The organism is Paenibacillus sp. B2(2019), assembly GCF_008370385.1.
Classification (GTDB): domain Bacteria; phylum Bacillota; class Bacilli; order Paenibacillales; family Paenibacillaceae; genus Paenibacillus_AQ.
On the sequence record NZ_VTZR01000012.1, the window covers coordinates 44,709 to 61,827 of the forward strand.

Here is a 17,119-nt window from a genome sequence, read left to right on the forward strand (position 1 = left end):
TATGAGCAACGAAACGAAGATTAAGCTTTTTTGGGAAGAATACACCCAGCTTCATCCACAAGCAGCGGATAACTACGAGGCTTGGGCCTTTGGCGATAGTCCTCAAATGGCCGATGAACTGCTAGATCTGGTGATCCGCAGGATTAAGACAGGAACCGCTTCGAACTATGAAATTTATGCAGTATGTGACGAGACCTTACCAGAAATTGGACGACATAGTATCCTGCTGGACGGCCGTGGTAATCCGCAAGCAGTGATCGTTACGACAGATGTGCAAATTACACCTTTTGATGAGGTAGGCGCTGACTTTGCCTATAGCGAAGGCGAGGATGACAGAACGCTAGAGTCGTGGCGCCATGAGCATGAGAAGTTCTTCAGCAGAGAGTCCTTAGCGTTCTTGAAGAAGCCTTTTGATCCAAAGATGAAGGTAGTTTGCGAGAACTTTAGACTGGTATATTCGAAATCTTGAGAAACTCAGGAAACTAAAAAGGCGGCCTCTTCAGTTACGAAGAGACCGCCTTTGATGTATACTATACAACTAATAGAGTTAGATAATTATTAAAATACGGCTCAGCGCCAAAACCCCAGAATCCAGCCAATCACAGAGATCCATAACGGAATGCTGATTAAGATACCCCAAACCAGCCCAGTGGCAATATTGCCCTCTGCAGGACGCACCACATTTTCCTGTTTCAATGGAATGCTCAACTCTTCTTGTTCCATGCGATCCCCTCCTAAAATTCTTATCGTCACAGTAGAGGAAAAAATGTAGACCGCTCGACCTAAAAGCTTAGAATACCAACATTGTAAGTGCTTACATAATAGTAATTACCCATCATTTACATCATTAAAAACATCACTTTACGGAAGTCATATATAATATGCAAATTCTTAGTCCAATATTACTACTTTTTCTGGATTTCGTAAATATTCAAACATCGTTTCAATCTGCTCACTTGTATTCCTCTCTAATGAGAGCTCAGGCAGTTCATCTTCAGCAAAAAAGGATACTTCACTCGTCTCCACCCCTTGCAGCGCCTCGCCGCCTACAATTCTGCACAAAATAAAAAACTTATACACGTGATACGGCTCCGGAGGATGGTTATGAAATTTCTTATCTAAAACAGCCAGCAAGCGAATTGCTTCTGTCTCAAATCCTGATTCTTCTTGAATTTCCTTAACAACGACTTCACTCGGTGACAGACCGATGTCTCCCCAGCCCCCGGGAAGCGCCCACTTTCCATCTAATTTCTCGCGGACAAGCAGGATTCTGTCATCCTGAAAAACAACACCACGGATATCCACTTTCGGCGTAGAATAGCCACCCTCACTAGCAAAGGAGAGTCTTATTCTCTCCTTGCTTTCGAACGTATAATTAGCGAGGATATCTACACTTAGCTCCCGCAAAGCTTGATACCGTTCTATATCATAGACATCTTTAGCGTAAGTTAGTCCAGTCTGTGCGATGGCCTGTATTTCTTTAGCCCAGGTTAACCATTTCTGCTCCATTGCTGCACCCCTTTAAATAACTTGATTAGGATTACTGGCAAAGCATTAAATGACGGGAGAACAAACCTTTTTTAGCTTCACAGCGGTCTATAATCGTAAATCCAGCCTCCGTGATCATCTCATCCATCGGTTCAATCGCAACGATAACTACCCGATCTGCAATCCGGCGCGCATTCACTAGAATCGCAAACTGTTCCTCAGGTGTAATACTAGAATATAGATTATAAGGCATATCTACAATAGCTACATCGTAATGTTCTGTGATGTCAGCAATATCTCCAAGCGTAACCTCACTTGTGAATCCAAAATGAGCAATATTCGTTCTGGCACCGATCGCGATTTGAGGGTTAATGTCACGTCCAACCATATTGATTCCCATCGAGAGGGCTTCTACCATTACTGTTCCGATGCCGCAGCAAGGATCGATGGCTCGTACACCCTCTGGATTCGGAACGGCTATATTGACCGCAGCTCGGGCTACACGTGTGCTAAGCGCGATAGAGTAGCTACGCGGCTTTTTCATTTGACGGAACCAGGTGGCCTTGTTCTTATGATATGATCCAAAGTACCAGCGACCGCCCAGCGTAACAATACCGTATACCAACTGAGGGTGGTTTACATCCGCTTCCCCTTCAATACGCAGCCCAATTTCCCGCTCGATCACTCTTCGCTCATCATATTCTATTTTGTCCGCAGGGGACAGATCATTGGTCTTCACAAAAATAACCTTAAATGTCTTACCGCCAAGCTCCACCTGCTCCGTTTGATCATAAATCTCAGGCAAGCTGTCTCCCTCGTACATAACATCAATTCGTTCTTTAATGAAGGGACTGCGGCTGACATCCACCTCTACCTCACTCTTAAAGATTGAAGAAGGTACTTCCTCTCCAAAAAGACAACGAAGCTCCATCTGACATAGCGATAACTCGTCCTCTGAACAGGTGTAAGTATATAAAAATGTTTTTTTTTCACTTTTCTTTTGCAAAATAATCCATCCTCTATCCCAGTAAATTGTACACCTAGCTTGCTAATCCAACATTTCGTGCTGACAGTCATACCCTATACGCGCTTTGGCGATTTCAGCGTTGTTTCTATTGACCCATTCCACTAGGGAAGTTAAAGGATCCAGCAAGGACTCTCCTAAACTTGTCAGACCATATTCAACAGTCAAAGGTACCGTAGGCGTAGCTTTACGCCAAACTATACCATCTCGTTCTAAATGACGCAGGGTTTGGGTCAGCATCCGTTGTGATATACCACCAGAACGCCGCTGCAGTTCTTTAAACCGCAATGCTTCTGCACCCAAATTAACAATGATGAGCACACTCCATTTGTCCCCAACCCTGTCGAGAATTTGGCGGGTGATGGAGCAATCCTCTAGCGTCGGCATTAGCCGAATGGGTTCGTCCATTGAATGTTCCAAAGTAGTTACCTCCATAGGAACTCAAGCATGTAATAGTGCCTTCTTGTCCTTAAGTTTAATCAGCTTATCATGGTTACTGTTAGTAATCAACAACCGGAAAGGAACTATTAATTACGAAAAAAAGCTCCGGTCACAAGGATCAGATAAGACGTCTTTCTAATCGCTTTTGATCCATAGTGAGTTCTCCAGTATAATGATTCCTATAGAATGCTAAACAAGACGGTCACGCATGGCGATTAAGCTCATAGCCGGTTTTGCGCAGCAAAACTTAAGGAGGTACATACACACTATGTCATATGAAACGTATTTTTCAACACACCGGGATGAACATCTCGAAGAACTAAAACAATGGCTCAAGATTCCAAGTATTTCTGCCTTGTCTGAGCATAAGGACGATGTACTAGCTGCAGCCCATTGGCTGACAGACACACTAAAGAAAGCCGGACTTGAGAACATTGAACTTCATCCGACAGCGGGACATCCCGTCATATATGCTGACTATCTTCATGCTCCGGGTAAGCCAACCATTCTTGTATACGGCCACTACGATGTGCAGCCAGTAGATCCGCTAAACCTGTGGACTACACCTCCGTTTGAACCAGAGATCCGTGACGGCAAGCTGTATGCACGTGGAGCAACGGATGACAAAGGACAAGTATTCATTCACCTCAAAGCGATTGAAGCAATCCTGAAACAAGAAGGTACTCTTCCTGTTAACATCAAGCTCTGTATCGAAGGTGAAGAAGAAATCGGCAGCGCAAATCTTCCTCCATTCCTGGAAGCTAACAAAGAAAAGCTGGCTGCGGATGCGGTGCTAGTCTCCGATACTTCCCTGCTGGAACGTGGTCGCCCTGCAATTTGCACAGGACTACGTGGCCTAGGATCACTTGAAGTGAGCGTAACTACAGCTCTTACAGACCTGCACTCCGGCTCTTACGGTGGTGGTGTTCCGAATGCACTGCACGCTCTCGTGTCCCTGCTCAGCTCCCTTCATGACGACAAAGGTCGTGTTTCTGTAGAAGGCTTCTATGATGGTGTACCTGAACTTTCTCCAATACTACGTGAGGAATTCGTGAAGCAAGGCGTGAATGAAGATAAGATTCGCGAAGGACTTGGACTCGATGCGTTATACGGCGAAGAAGGTTATTCTTTTGTAGAACGTATTGGTGCTCGCCCTACACTTGAACTTAACGGTGTCTATGGCGGCTTCCAAGGCGAAGGAAGCAAGACAGTTATTCCAAAAGAAGCACATGCCAAGATTACTTGCCGTCTCGTTGGCGATCAGGACCCACAGCATATTCTTGATGCCGTTGAAGCGCATCTGAAGGCTAATATTCAAACCGGAGCGAAAGTGCATGTGACGCAAATGGAGAAGGCACGTGCCTTTAACATCGATCCATCGAACCCTATTCTACAAACTGCAGCAGACGCTTACGGCAAAGTATACGGAACCCGTGCCCTCTTCACCAAAGACGGTGGCTCCATTCCGATCATGGAAAGCTTCTCCCGTGTACTTGAAGCACCAGTGGTCCTGATGGGCTTTGGCCTTGATGATGAGAACCTGCATGCACCGGATGAGCATTTCAACCTAGAGAATTTTGATAAGGGACTGCTCACCATTGTTGAGTTCTTGAAGACTGTTTAAGAGAATCAGGTAGTATAACAAAGCCAGACTCCTCTTCATTGAGGAGCCTGGCTTTTTGATATCTAAGAATAGTTCATAACAAAACCATCAACCAAAACATAAAAAAATCCTTGCATCGCAAGGATTTGAAAGTTTAAATTATGGAGCGGGTGATGGGAATCGAACCCACGCTATCAGCTTGGAAGGCTGAAGTTCTACCATTGAACTACACCCGCATTGGAAAGTGAGTACAAGAGATATTGTATCACCCCCATAAATAAAAATCAACATTTTTTTGTGCGAAATATAAGACATAGAGTATGGTGTGCAACTTATACTTTCTTATATTTTACAAGGAAGCGCCGAGGGGAGCCTTTTTCAAAAATGAGGTCTCAAATTCAGCTGCTTGAATAGGTTTACTGAACAAAAACCCTTGAGCTTCATGGCAATGCTGCTCACGCAAAAACTGCAGCTGCTCCTTGTTCTCTACCCCTTCTGCGGTAACCTTAAGCTTCAAATGATGCGCCATAGAAGTAATCGTGGAGACTATTGCCGCATTATTACTGTCCTCCATAACCTCGGAGACAAACGATCTGTCAATCTTTAGCCTGTCGATCGGCATATCCTTCAAATAGTGCAATGAGCTATAACCTGTACCAAAATCATCGATGCTAATGAACACACCTAGCTCTTTCAAGCGCTTCAGCTGATCAAAAGCCGTTTCTTTATCCAAGGTCATACTCTCTGTAATTTCAAGATCAACATAACATGGATCCAAACCAATATCGGTTAGAATGGTATGAATTTTACCAGCCAGGTTCGGCTGAAGGAATTGACGCATAGATAAGTTGATAGAGACGCATATCGGCTGGTAGCCTGCTAGCTGCCACTGTTTATTTTGCAGGCACGCCGTCTTCAGTACCCATTCTCCAATTGGAACAATTAGCCCGCTATCCTCAGCTAATGGAATAAACTCATTAGGTGAGACAATACCACGCTTAGGATGATTCCAGCGCAATAAAGCTTCCATACCTACAATCTCTTCTGTCTCCAGCTGCACCTTTGGCTGATATAAGAGATAGAACTCATCACGCTCAAGCGCTCTTCGAAGGTCATTTTCCAGCTTCAGGCGTTCCTTTGCCTTCATCTGCATGGCTGGGATATAACGACGAATCTCCACGCCCTGTTCCTTCGCATTATGAACAGCAGTATCCGCATTTTGAATGAGATGTTCAGCAGTTTCCCCGTCACCAGGATAAATACTCATCCCCAAGCTGAGTGAGATATGGTACTCGCCAGATTCTATATTAACGGGTGCTTCAAATAATCTGAGCAACTCTGTAGCTCGTGCCAAGCATTCTCCAAGACTTGCTCTTTCTGTCATTAGAAAAGCAAACTCATCCGCTCCCATACTATACAGCTCTTCACCGGATCTAGCCTCATTACTGAGACGCTCAGACACCAATTTCAATAAAAGGTCTCCGGCATAATGACCCAGAGAGTCATTTATATTCTTAAAATGATTAATATTCATAATGGCCAAAGCTGAGAATTGATCCTTTATGTCCGTCTCTCCAGCATCAATCATTTCTTCTACACGCTGTGTCAGCCGTCGTCTATTAGGAAGTCCTGTTAAATCATCATGATACGCCAAATAATTGATCCGTTCTTCGGCCAGCTGTTTCTCGTAAAATGGCTCTTCAATTGTCAGACGATACACGCCAGTAAGCAACTGGTAATAAGCAATTCCGCTACATAACATCCCAAAGAGATCATCAATATTTCCGCCACTTATGGGAGTCATAAAAAAAGCCTGGCCTAGCGAGAAAAAGATAAGTGCCCGAATAATAACAAGCAGCGAGGCTGACTTTTCATTATTCCCAGGAAATACGATGGCAGCAACACCTGCTAAATAAACAAAAAGTACTGCCAGATCAACGAATTGTTTAAGTGTACTCATCCAAGGCTTAGTAAATAACTCAGGCACTGCCGAGTGGATAAATATAAATAATGCGATGAAGAGCACGATCAACATGAAGGCGATTCTGAATACATTTCTTTTTTCGGTAACGGTCACAGGTTTGTCTTCTCTACCAAAAATAAACAATATACCCAGACCGCTGGATAGTCGTGAAAAGGTAAGCAGCCACCTTGATTCCTCAGGGGTTATAAACGATGAAATCAATGGAAATGCTACAAAGCCGAGTGTATGCAAGAAATCAATAATACATATTCCACCAAAAAGAGCTGCGACATATAATCTTCCTTTAGATAATCTGCTAGAGAAGAACAACCAGCCCTGTGCAAATATCGCAAATCCAAAAGCAACAGTACAACAGCCGACAATGAGATAGAGTGCAGAAATAATATCCCAATTGTCCAATCGGTTTAACGATGTATGGAAAATTTGAATGAATAGGAACAGTAAGGCTCCTACAATAGCCGCTTGAATTGTCTTTTTCTCTTCTTGTCTCATAGATCCCTCGCGTCTGAAAATGATGTCGATTATTAAGCAACTATGTATAGTCTTGTCCTATGTATAAATATCGGCTAGATCGGTCTTTAAAGTTACATTTCTTTTGTGAGGTCGTATTTTTATAGCGATTATTCATAAATCTTGCATAAATATAAACCATTTTCTTCTAGCAGGCAAGCAAAAATACCTTCAGGCTTCTTATTAGAACGGTAAGTATTTTAGCGAAAAATATTAGAATCATTTATCAGAGAAACTTATAGAAATTTTATTTTTATTCAAAAAAAAAAGCACTTCCCCTACGAACGGGTTCAGTGCTTCTGAACAACAGGTTTATTTATCTCCGAAGTTAACCTCTGGTGTTGTAAGCTTATCATAGAAATCAACCGCTTTATCCTTATCCGCCGATGCGCGAAGCGCCATTGCTGAACGTGGATGCTCATCAAGCGTTCCAGTGATCATGTAAGGAATGATATAGCCCCACTCTTCTTTTTCACGTAAAGGAATCATCAGGCGTTCAATGATATCAATTACAGGGCGCAATGTGTAGCGTGTATTCTTCAAATGGGTCACTAGCAGCTCTGTAGGACAGTTCCCCGCAGCACGTCCCATTCCATAACAGGAAGCGTCCAGCAGCTCTACACCTTTCTCAGCAGCAATCAACGTATTGGAGAACGCGAGTTGAAGATTATTGTGGGTATGTACGCCCAGGCGTTTGTTTGGCAAATGAGTTTTGAACTTCTCAACTAAGTAATTGATGTCGTTGTGATCTAGACTACCGTATGAATCCACAATGTATACTACATCAACTACACTCTCACGAATCATTTCGAAAGCTTCTAATAATTCATTCTCCATTACATTCGACAAAGCCATAATATTGATCGTTGTCTCATAGCCTAGATCATGGAAGGTTTGTACCAGCTGTAAGGCTTTCTCCACATCTTTGCTATAGCAAGCTACCCGAATCAAATCCAGCATACTTTCGCTGCGAGGTAAAATATCATTCTCATCCACACGACCGATATCAACCAAAGCGGAAAGCTTCGTATGTCCCTTTTGCGGGATAACTTTACGTAAGAAGTCATCGTTCAGAAAACGCCATGGTCCAGCACCTTCTGCTCCTTTGAGCAGTTTAGGGGAGTTTTTATAACCGATTTCCATATAGTCAACACCAGCCTCATTCAAGCCGGCATACAAATTTTGCACAAATTCCACGCTGAAATCCCAGTTGTTAACGAGCCCCCCATCGCGAATGGTGCAGTCAACAATTTTACATTGATTAGTCTTCATAATTATCTCCCTTCAATTCCTGCAATCATCGTATGTGCTATTGCAATCATTATAACCTCTAGCATAGCTTTACTATGCAATTTATATCGTTCAATCATACTTTAATGAAGAATAAATTGTAAAGGTATTTCGGCTTTAGCACTTTAAAGTAATTACCACAGTAGGTCAGGGACAAATGTCACAGTATACAAACACTTAAAAATGCTACATTACAAGAAAACAGTTGAGATTGATTCTCAATCTCTTTTGGAGGGATTACAATAGCTGCTTCTACCTGCTGTTCCTTACTACAATTACAACCTGGCGCTGCTGGAAATATTCATAAAATAGAAGGAATGAACCCCGTTCTACGCCGTCGTCTTGCTGATCTCGGAGTGTCAGAGGGTGTGAACATCCGTCTTAAAGGAAAGGGACCCTTTTGGGGACCGATTACGCTAGAATGTAACGGCCAGCTGTTCGCCATACGCCGCAAAGAAGCTTCTCTGATTGAGGTGAACGTATCTTGAGTTCTATAGCTCTTGTGGGCAATCCCAATACAGGTAAGACCTCTGTCTTCAATACATTAACGACTTCATACGAATATGTAGGTAACTGGTCAGGCGTTACGGTTGAGAAAAAGATCGGAAATCTGAAGAACGGGGCAGGCAAGCTCATTGATTTGCCCGGCATCTATTCTCTGCACCCACTCTCCCGTGATGAAGGGGTCGCAGCCCAATATCTGATAGAAGAATCCCCTGAAGCATTAATCAATATCGTGGATGCATCCCAGCTGGAACGTAATCTGCTGCTCACGCTTCAACTACTTGAGTATGGCAAGCCTACTGTACTCGGTCTTAATATGATTGATGTCGCTAATGCGCGCGGTATTCATATTAATCAAACCATTTTACAATCAAGATTGGGTGTCACCGTCCTCCCACTTATAGCAAGAACCGGTAAAGGCAGCGTACAGATGCTCAGCATCCTCGAGGAATCGTCAGCTATTCCTGCTGTAAAGTTCAAGCTGAATTATGGTGAGGTCGTCGAGCGAGCAATATCTTCTATAGAAAAGGAATTACGTTCTATAAAAGATCTGCCCAATCACCGTTGGGTCGCTCTACAGCTATTGGAACAGAATCCGGTTATACTTCAGTTTCTGAAGTCGCGTATAGATGTTACGGGACTGCTAAATATCTGTGAGTCTTGTCAGAGTGAGCTACAAATCAAAAAACTCGCCCTGACACTCCCGCAATGGATTCGCTCGAACCGTATGGAGTATATTCGCAATATTTGTGTCGAAGTCCTTGATACGACAGCTCAGAAGCCCCATAACTTAACCGAAAGACTAGATTCGGTATTGACTCATCGATTTTGGGGACTGCCCTTATTCATTTTCTTTATGTATGCTCTCTTTAAGACTACATTTGACTGGGTTGGCGGCCCCCTATCAGATATCGTAGATGGCTTGATTTCCGGCCCTATTAGTGATGGAACAAACTCGCTGCTTCAGACCATTGGAGCTTCAGGCTTCACGCATGCATTGATTGTGGATGGCATCATCGGCGGTGTAGGCGGCGTACTGGTCTTTGTTCCGCAAATCTTCATTCTCTTTCTGATCATTTCCTTCCTAGAGGATTCCGGATACATGGCAAGGGTCTGCTTGTTGATGGACAGCACCATGGAACGAATGGGACTGAACGGAAAAGCATTCATTCCATTTATCATTGGTTTTGGTTGCAATGTGCCGGCCATTATGGCGGCGCGAAGCATCGAACAGCCCAAAGACCGCATGCTGACAACCCTGTTAATGCCGCTGATGTCTTGTTCTGCAAGATTACCTGTTTATGCATTATTCGCAGTTGTATTCTTCCCTGAGCAACAAGCGTTTGCCGTTCTCTCTATGTATGTTATGGGTATTGTTTTTGCCCTAATTCTTTGTAAGGTATTCTCTAAATACTTATTCAAGAATGAATCCTCCGTCTTCATCATCGAACTTCCTCCTTACCGTATGCCGCAGATCAAAACCTTATCGCGCAGCACTTGGGAGAAGGGCAAAGGGTTCCTTCGTAAAGCGGGAACGATTATTCTAGCAGGATCAGCTATTATTTGGTTTATGTCTTATGCTGGTCCTGGAGGATTTGGTGTAGAAATGGATCATAGCTATCTAGCTAAATTCGGAGGCATGATTGCACCACTACTGGAACCGCTTGGTTTCGGAACGTGGCAGGCTGGCTCTACCTTGGTCCCAGGATTTTTAGCGAAAGAGGTTGTTGTGTCTACGATGAATATCATCTATCACGCACCAGATACCGCTGGATTAGAGAATCAAATTTCACAAGTCTTTACACCGCTGAGTGCAATCAGCTTTATGGCCTTTATCCTGTTATATATTCCTTGTCTGGCCACTGTAGGGGTTATCAAAAAAGAAACAGCCTCTTGGAAATGGACTTTCTTCTCCATTGGCTATTCTCTTGCTCTGGCATATATCGTATCTTTTGTTATTTTCCAAGGTGGGCGATTATTAGGCTGGTCGTAGAACTTGTAATTCGTTGATTCTCTTAATGAAAGTGGGGCACCATAATGATAAATGTTCTAATCGTCACTCTGATCTTCGGTTATTCAGGCTGGATCATCTATCGACATGTGCAAAAGGGAAAGCAAGGCGCTTGCGCTGGCTGTGATAAGGGCAAGACCTGTTCTGCAGCGTCTTTAGATTCTCCCCTCTCCTGCTGCTCAACACCTGTTAATAAGAAGAAGTAGGCTTGCCTAACCGTTATATGAAAGGGTTCATAGTTTAGCTTGCATTGCTTTCGGGTATGTTTGTTATAAGCAACTACAGACTATACCTAAGGAGGTAATCACTATGAACACAAAAAAAACATTTTTCACAACAGCCGCATTGGGCGTAGCCTATTTACTGAAGAATAAGGGAACTCGCGATAAAATAATGAACAGTATTCAATCCTTTACTTCTCAATCAAAGGCTAAAAAATCCAGTGGCAATATTTAATCTTCCATTCTTACAAAAGCAAAGAAACCTCGCCTTAGGGAATGGTCGGTCTTCCATCCATTGTCCTAGGGCGAGGTTTCTTTTTGTTGATTATGAAGAGCTAATCATTCGCTTTCGCTGAGCAACCACTGAACCAATGTGCGAACCATGACTCCTGTACCGCCTCTAGAATTAACTCCACGTTCTTTAGAAAGAAATGCGGTTCCAGCAATATCTAGGTGTATCCACGGCAGACCTTCCGCAAACTCACCTACAAATAACCCAGCGGTAGTGGCTCCCCCGAATCTTCCTGCGGTGTTACGGATATCGGCAACTTCACTCTTTAGCATTTCACGGAATTCCGGATAAGCGGGAAGCTGCCATATTTTTTCACCCGAAACATTAGCTGCTGTCAGAAACTGCTCCATAAATTCCTCGTTGTTAGTAACAGCACCTGTAGCTATATCTCCTAATGTCGACAACACTGCACCTGTCAGTGTAGCGACATCAATAACTCGTTTCGCTCCCCATTCCCGAGCATAGGTCAGCGCATCCCCAAGTACAAGTCTGCCTTCTGCATCGGTATTCAATACTTCTATGGTTCTTCCGCTCATTGATGTAATGATATCCCCGGGTTTAAAGGCATTAGCAGATGGCATATTCTCAGCGGATGGAATGACCATTACGACATTAATTCGTGGACGTAATCGGCCTAATGCCTCCATGACTCCAAGCACAGCCGCTGCGCCTCCCATATCACTGATTAACTCTTCCATGCCTGGGGCTCTTTTTAAGGAAATTCCCCCCGTATCAAAAGTAATCCCTTTACCGACCAGCCCCACTACATTATCCCAGTGCCCCGTTCCCTGGTAACGGATGACGATCATTCGCGGAGGGTTTACACTTCCTTTTCCGACTGCGAGCAATCCGCCCATTCCTTTTTGCTCAATTTCCCGTTCATCCAGCACTTCGGAAGGAAATCCATAACGTTCAGCAACTTCTATAGCGGCCACAGCAAGGTCAGATGGAGTCAGCAGATTGCCGGGCATATTCGTCAAGTTCCGTGCCAGATTCGTAGCCTCACCAAAAGCCAGCCCTCTCTGCATGCCCAGATTCCAGTCACGCTCGAAAGTATCCGCTGGCTTCTTCTCGATAGTAAAAATAACCGAGTTTGGACCTGTATATTGAGATTGCTCCTGCTTATAGGTGGGACGACGATAGGAACCAAGTGACAACCCCTCAGACAACGCATAGGCAATAGATACGATATCCTTATCTTCTGTTAGCTCCTGAACACCTTCAGGTAACTGAAACACTAGCTGTATTGCCTTCAATCGAAGTGCTGCACGTGCTATCTGAACCGCCATTTGACGTAGGTCTTCAGTACTAAGTAATTGGTCCCCTTTTCCAACTAAAATAGCTACAGGACAACCAGATGGATAATCTAACGGCAGTACATAAGTCTGATTCAGCTTCCCACTAAAGAGACCTGACTTTCCTAATAATCGAATTCTGTCATTCCACCTCTCTGAGAGGCCGCCATGATGGGCTTCCGACTCAGAGATGATAAGAATAAGGGCATCACCCTGTATTTCATTAATGGCACTGCCACTATTAAATTCTATATTCATTGTGTCTACCTCCATTTGTCTCCCAAAACCAACCCCCATTGTAACATAAGCAAGGCCGATCTCTGCATCTGTATTATCCGCAGGGATCAGCCTCTTAAACACTATATATTCTATTCGAATGTACTAATGGATTAATGGCAATGAGATTACAAAATGAGTACCTTCGTTAACTCTACTACTGACAGAAATACATCCGCCATGATTTTTGATGATTCGGTCACTCACGGAAAGCCCTAGCCCTGTCCCATTCTCCTTAGTTGTAAAAAATGGACTAAATAACATGTCCAGTGTACGGATATCCATTCCCTTACCGTTATCAGAAATGAACATACGGACCTCAGAACCCTCTCTGTGGGCTCCGACCTCTATTTTACCCATTAAACCATCTGCTCTATCCGCAACGGCCTCCATAGCGTTTCTAATCAAGTTGAGGACTACCTGCTTCATTTGTTTTACATCTCCAGAAATCATCATATCCTCCTGAAAAGGATGTAGATTGATCTGGCAACCTTTCATCAGGGCTTCGCTCTCTGTAAGCAGCACTACTTCCTTGAGTAAAGCTGACACAGGAATCATTCCCACTTGAGGAACTGACGGCTTGGAGGAAGTAAGGAATTCATGAATGATATCATTGGCACGATCGATCTCTGCCAAGATTATCTTGCCGTATTCCTGCTTCCCAAGCTGCTGTAGATGCGGGTGAAGCAATTGAATAAATCCACGAATTGCAGTTAATGGATTCCGGATTTCATGTGCAATAGATGCAGATAATTTACCTAGCATAGCCAAACTATCGTTCTGGTAAGCCGTTTGCTCAATCAACTTATAATCGGAGATTTCTTTAACTGTAAACAAATAACAACCCTTCATTTGCTCTCCACAGCATAATGTAACCTTCCAGTAACGGCCATACTCGTCTAAAAATTCATAATTTGATTTTCCTTTGTATACCATCTCTCTATAGCTTTGCAGTACTTGCTTTTTCTTAAAGCGGCTTAGTCTAACGTTAGATAATAGGTGTGATATTGTACAGCCGACAAGGGAGTGACGGGTTAATTCTAGCATCCCGTACATTTGCTTATTTACAAAACTTATAACTCCCTCTTCATCAAAAAGCATGATTCCGCTGTCAATATTCTCTAGTACATCCTCGTATGTAGTATCCACAGGTCCTGATTGATAGGTTCTTCCCGGTAATAGAAGACTTTCTTGATATTGGCTAATCACGATACGAAGTTCCCCCTTTTACTGCATTTGACGAAGACGCTAAAGCGACATCAAATTACTATGTATTTGAGTATATGACGAAGCCGCCAGAACATTCGGTAATCGTTGCACTTTTTCCAACCGGTTCAATTATATTCCAATCATATCCAAGTGAAGTAGACAACGCAATCAGAGAAACTGTCGAATGATAAAAAAATTCATAAAATGATTCCAAAGACATATAAAAAATCACATCTAATTATATTTATTACTATTAATTCGTTCAATTGATTTAAACACGTTTAAGAAAAATTTAGAAAAAGCTAAAAGCCCTCGCAGTTGCGAAGGCCTTGATAAAGAAATGGGTCAGACCCAAATTGTAAATAATCTTACGCTTTCTGTTGCAGACGAAGGCGTCTTTGACTCATCACAGCTAATCTTTTCTTCAATTCCCGTTCCCACTTCGTATCCTCAATCTGTTTGGCTACAGCAAGCAGGTCAAGCGCCATATCGATCTGACTCCGCACAATAGCTAGAGGCTCTTCACTCTCGATGTTAATGACATTCTCGAATATTGCAGTTTCGTCTTCCATGACATAGTCCTGAAAATCCACATCAGTAACACCGTCTCCATGTGCGTATTCCGCCAAGATCTCATACTCGTTTTCGACCTTATAGTGAACCTCTACACGATGACATACCGGACAAAAAAGCAGGGGAACATTATGGACTTGCGTGCGATAATGTTTAAGGGTTCCCTTTGTTCCTACCATACTCGCTCCACAGCAAAAGCTCATATTTGTTCACCCTCCTTAGAATAACTAACCCATCTGAGTTTTTATTATTGTATTACATTACCCCAATGGAGATTCCTCCACTCGAGGACATAATATAACTTTTCACGCCTATTTTCAAATCCATTTTTTATTTAAGTCTTTTTTGGTGCAAAAAACCTCCATACAGAAAAAACTTCTGCAAGGAGGTCGAAATCAGAATATCAAAGATCAGATAATAGCAGAACAACATTTAAAGGTTTCTGTCACCTGGTTTCCAGTTCATAGGGCATAAGCCACCAGATTGCAGGGCTTGCAGGACACGAAGTGTTTCTTCTACGCTGCGACCTACATCATTGTGATTAACGACCTGATATTTCAATTCACCTTCAGGATCAATGATGAACAATCCACGCAATGCAATACCTTCTTCTTCAATCAGAATGCCGTAGTCTTTAGCAACTTGTTTAGTAATATCAGCAGCAAGCGGGAAATTCAAACGGCCAAGACCATTCGAATCCTTAGGTGTATTGATCCATGCTTTGTGGCTGTGGATCGAATCTACACTTGCGCCGAGAATCTCTGTATCAAGCGCTTCGAACTGCGCAGCTGCTTCACTGAGAGCTGTGATTTCAGTCGGACATACAAAAGTGAAGTCCAGAGGATAAAAGAAGAATACCAGCCATTTGCCACGATAGTCGGACAGACTTACTTTACCAAAATCCTTACCATCACCTGATACGGTTTGCATAGTAAAATCTGGAGCTGGTCTACCTACTAAACGTTCAGCCATTGCCAAAATCCTCCTTTGATTATGTAAGAAACCAACCATTTCTTGTCGTGATATGCTGGAATAATTTACATCTTGTCTACATATCAAATGGTATCATCGTACAAAATCAAAGTCAATCTTAGACAAATTCCCCTATAATCGTAATTAGGAATCAGATTTTATTATGCTTTGCGGATAGCTGCAACAATCAGGTCGCCCATTTCAGATGTACTGATCGCTTTGCTCTTATCTACGGCGATATCACTTGTACGGTGTCCTGCGTCCAATACTTCAGCTACTGCAGCCTCTATCGCAGCAGCAGCATCCTCATAACCAAAGGTTAAACGGTACATTAGTGCTAAGGACAAGATTGTTGCAATCGGGTTCGCAAGTCCTTGTCCGGCAATATCAGGTGCGGAGCCGTGAACGGGCTCGTAGAGACCGTAGTTACCATCGCCCATTGATGCGGAAGCAAGCATACCGATAGAGCCTGTCAACATCGCAGCCTCGTCGCTCAGAATGTCACCAAACATGTTCTCGGTAACGATAACATCAAAGCTAGCTGGACGACGCAGCAGCTGCATTGCGCAGTTATCAACGAGTACATGCTCAACCTCTACCTCAGGATATTCTGGAGCAATCTTATTTACGACCTCACGCCATAAACGTGAAGTTTCAAGTACATTCGCTTTATCAACACTTGCCAGCTTATTGCGACGCTTGCCAGCAATCTCAAAAGCCTGACGCACAATTCGTTCCACTTCCATTACGTTATACACACAGGTATCCACTGCTTCTTCACCATATTCACCTTGACGACGCAGTTTATCTCCGAAATAAATCCCACCAGTCAGCTCACGAACGACCATAAGATCGGTACCTTCTAATACTTCTGGCTTCAATGTCGAAGCGTCCTTAAGGCAATCGAATACGACTGCTGGACGTAAGTTTGAGAACAATCCAAGCGCTTTGCGAATGCCAAGCAATCCGGTTTCAGGACGAAGCTCCTTAGAATTGTTATCCCACTTCGGTCCGCCTACAGCGCCCAGTAATACGGCGTCAGCACTGCGACAGATTTCCAGTGTATCTTCCGGCAGCGGTGTGCCTCTTTCGTCTATTGCAATGCCTCCAAAAAGAGCGTGCTCCGTTTCAAAAGCATAACCAAATACTTCTTCAGTTGCTTTCAATACTTTTTCTGCTTCAGCTACTACTTCAGTTCCAATACCGTCCCCTGCGATTACGGCGATTTTTTTAACCTCACTCATCTCAGTCACTCCTCAAGTGGTCTGCTCTAACAGACATAGTTCTTCTTTATATTGTTGTATCATACCCAGTCGTAAAGGACAAAGATATAGATTCTATTGAGTTGATAGGCATAGCCTATAATTCAATGAGATAAGACAACTTATCCAAATTGCCGCTTCATATTTGCTCTTATTTGCTCTTA

The 17,119-nt window shown here is 43.3% G+C and carries 17 protein-coding genes and 1 tRNA gene; 6 read left to right on the plus strand and 12 right to left on the minus strand.

Annotated features, from left to right (window positions below; genetic code table 11):
* Position 1 precedes the first annotated feature (1 nt).
* Positions 2-469, plus strand: coding sequence for an ASCH domain-containing protein (locus PAENI_RS09750; RefSeq protein WP_042125149.1), 468 nt, complete (start codon positions 2-4; stop codon positions 467-469).
* 101 nt (positions 470-570) lie between these two features.
* On the opposite strand, the gene PAENI_RS31795 is transcribed toward PAENI_RS09750, so the two are convergent.
* The 4 genes from PAENI_RS31795 to PAENI_RS09765 form a co-directional block, all read right to left on the minus strand.
* Complete coding sequence (locus tag PAENI_RS31795; RefSeq protein ID WP_156113065.1) at positions 571-723, minus strand: hypothetical protein; 153 nt, start codon at positions 721-723, stop codon at positions 571-573.
* Between the two features lie 168 nt (positions 724-891).
* On the minus strand, positions 892-1,509 hold the full coding sequence (locus PAENI_RS09755) for an NUDIX hydrolase (RefSeq protein ID WP_042185753.1): 618 nt from the start codon (positions 1,507-1,509) through the stop codon (positions 892-894).
* A gap of 31 nt (positions 1,510-1,540) precedes the next feature.
* On the minus strand, positions 1,541-2,494 hold the full coding sequence (locus PAENI_RS09760) for a TRM11 family SAM-dependent methyltransferase (protein ID WP_188114517.1): 954 nt from the start codon (positions 2,492-2,494) through the stop codon (positions 1,541-1,543).
* Between the two features lie 42 nt (positions 2,495-2,536).
* The gene (locus PAENI_RS09765) at positions 2,537-2,932 is read right to left on the minus strand and encodes a winged helix-turn-helix transcriptional regulator (RefSeq protein WP_231573394.1); all 396 of its coding nucleotides are present in this window, start codon (positions 2,930-2,932) and stop codon (positions 2,537-2,539) included.
* Between the two features lie 289 nt (positions 2,933-3,221).
* On the opposite strand from PAENI_RS09765, the gene PAENI_RS09770 reads away from it, so the two are divergent.
* A complete protein-coding gene (locus PAENI_RS09770; protein ID WP_149645105.1) occupies positions 3,222-4,577 on the plus strand; it encodes a dipeptidase in 1,356 nt (451 codons plus the stop codon).
* Between the two features lie 141 nt (positions 4,578-4,718).
* Here the strand turns inward: PAENI_RS09770 and PAENI_RS09775 are convergent.
* The 3 genes from PAENI_RS09775 to PAENI_RS09785 form a co-directional block, all read right to left on the minus strand.
* Positions 4,719-4,792: transfer RNA gene (locus tag PAENI_RS09775), tRNA-Gly, on the minus strand.
* Positions 4,793-4,905: 113 nt separating this feature from the next.
* On the minus strand, positions 4,906-7,032 hold the full coding sequence (locus PAENI_RS09780) for a putative bifunctional diguanylate cyclase/phosphodiesterase (RefSeq protein ID WP_149645106.1): 2,127 nt from the start codon (positions 7,030-7,032) through the stop codon (positions 4,906-4,908).
* Positions 7,033-7,362: 330 nt separating this feature from the next.
* Complete coding sequence (locus PAENI_RS09785; RefSeq protein ID WP_170880320.1) at positions 7,363-8,322, minus strand: aldolase catalytic domain-containing protein; 960 nt, start codon at positions 8,320-8,322, stop codon at positions 7,363-7,365.
* 335 nt (positions 8,323-8,657) lie between these two features.
* Here PAENI_RS09785 and PAENI_RS09790 point away from each other — a divergent pair, with 335 nt between their 5' ends.
* The 4 genes from PAENI_RS09790 (at position 8,658) to PAENI_RS31800 (ending at position 11,311) form a co-directional block, all read left to right on the plus strand.
* Complete coding sequence (locus PAENI_RS09790) at positions 8,658-8,828, plus strand: FeoA family protein (protein ID WP_231573393.1); 171 nt, start codon at positions 8,658-8,660, stop codon at positions 8,826-8,828.
* Positions 8,825-10,837 carry a ferrous iron transport protein B gene (gene feoB, locus PAENI_RS09795; RefSeq protein ID WP_149645108.1) on the plus strand — a complete coding sequence of 671 codons (2,013 nt, stop codon included), beginning with the start codon at positions 8,825-8,827 and terminating at the stop codon, positions 10,835-10,837. The genes PAENI_RS09790 and feoB overlap by 4 nt, the downstream gene beginning before the upstream one ends.
* A gap of 44 nt (positions 10,838-10,881) precedes the next feature.
* Entirely contained in the window at positions 10,882-11,061 is a 180-nt protein-coding gene (locus PAENI_RS09800) for a FeoB-associated Cys-rich membrane protein (protein WP_076286329.1), read from the plus strand.
* Between the two features lie 103 nt (positions 11,062-11,164).
* Positions 11,165-11,311: a hypothetical protein gene (locus PAENI_RS31800; RefSeq protein ID WP_179085847.1), complete on the plus strand. Its 147-nt coding sequence runs from the start codon at positions 11,165-11,167 to the stop codon at positions 11,309-11,311.
* A gap of 104 nt (positions 11,312-11,415) precedes the next feature.
* Here PAENI_RS31800 and PAENI_RS09805 read toward each other — a convergent pair whose 3' ends face one another.
* The 5 genes from PAENI_RS09805 to leuB form a co-directional block, all read right to left on the minus strand.
* Positions 11,416-12,921, minus strand: a complete 1,506-nt coding sequence (locus tag PAENI_RS09805) for a leucyl aminopeptidase (protein WP_188114518.1) — start codon at positions 12,919-12,921, stop codon at positions 11,416-11,418.
* A 123-nt stretch (positions 12,922-13,044) separates the two neighbouring features.
* Positions 13,045-14,148, minus strand: coding sequence for an ATP-binding protein (locus tag PAENI_RS09810; RefSeq protein WP_149645109.1), 1,104 nt, complete (start codon positions 14,146-14,148; stop codon positions 13,045-13,047).
* A gap of 368 nt (positions 14,149-14,516) precedes the next feature.
* A complete protein-coding gene (locus tag PAENI_RS09815) occupies positions 14,517-14,924 on the minus strand; it encodes a hypothetical protein (RefSeq protein WP_042125131.1) in 408 nt (135 codons plus the stop codon).
* A gap of 229 nt (positions 14,925-15,153) precedes the next feature.
* Positions 15,154-15,693 (minus strand): peroxiredoxin, encoded by a 540-nt coding sequence (locus PAENI_RS09820; RefSeq protein WP_042125130.1) that lies wholly within the window; start codon positions 15,691-15,693, stop codon positions 15,154-15,156.
* A 161-nt stretch (positions 15,694-15,854) separates the two neighbouring features.
* Positions 15,855-16,937, minus strand: a complete 1,083-nt coding sequence (gene leuB, locus PAENI_RS09825; RefSeq protein WP_149645110.1) for a 3-isopropylmalate dehydrogenase — start codon at positions 16,935-16,937, stop codon at positions 15,855-15,857.
* Between the last annotated feature and the right edge of the window lie 182 nt (positions 16,938-17,119).

Bases quoted from the DNA above. Each gene is read 5' to 3' on its own strand.
- PAENI_RS09800 (WP_076286329.1), top strand. From the start codon at position 10,882: ATGATAAATGTTCTAATCGTCACTCTGATCTTCGGTTATTCAGGCTGG.
- PAENI_RS09815 (WP_042125131.1), bottom strand. From the start codon at position 14,924: ATGAGCTTTTGCTGTGGAGCGAGTATGGTAGGAACAAAGGGAACCCTT.
- PAENI_RS31795 (WP_156113065.1), bottom strand. From the start codon at position 723: ATGGAACAAGAAGAGTTGAGCATTCCATTGAAACAGGAAAATGTGGTG.
- PAENI_RS09785 (WP_170880320.1), bottom strand. From the start codon at position 8,322: ATGAAGACTAATCAATGTAAAATTGTTGACTGCACCATTCGCGATGGG.
- PAENI_RS09755 (WP_042185753.1), bottom strand. From the start codon at position 1,509: ATGGAGCAGAAATGGTTAACCTGGGCTAAAGAAATACAGGCCATCGCA.
- PAENI_RS09770 (WP_149645105.1), top strand. From the start codon at position 3,222: ATGTCATATGAAACGTATTTTTCAACACACCGGGATGAACATCTCGAA.
- PAENI_RS09780 (WP_149645106.1), bottom strand. From the start codon at position 7,032: ATGAGACAAGAAGAGAAAAAGACAATTCAAGCGGCTATTGTAGGAGCC.
- PAENI_RS09820 (WP_042125130.1), bottom strand. From the start codon at position 15,693: ATGGCTGAACGTTTAGTAGGTAGACCAGCTCCAGATTTTACTATGCAA.
- PAENI_RS09750 (WP_042125149.1), top strand. From the start codon at position 2: ATGAGCAACGAAACGAAGATTAAGCTTTTTTGGGAAGAATACACCCAG.
- PAENI_RS09805 (WP_188114518.1), bottom strand. From the start codon at position 12,921: ATGAATATAGAATTTAATAGTGGCAGTGCCATTAATGAAATACAGGGT.
- PAENI_RS09790 (WP_231573393.1), top strand. From the start codon at position 8,658: ATGAACCCCGTTCTACGCCGTCGTCTTGCTGATCTCGGAGTGTCAGAG.
- PAENI_RS31800 (WP_179085847.1), top strand. From the start codon at position 11,165: ATGAACACAAAAAAAACATTTTTCACAACAGCCGCATTGGGCGTAGCC.
- leuB (WP_149645110.1), bottom strand. From the start codon at position 16,937: ATGAGTGAGGTTAAAAAAATCGCCGTAATCGCAGGGGACGGTATTGGA.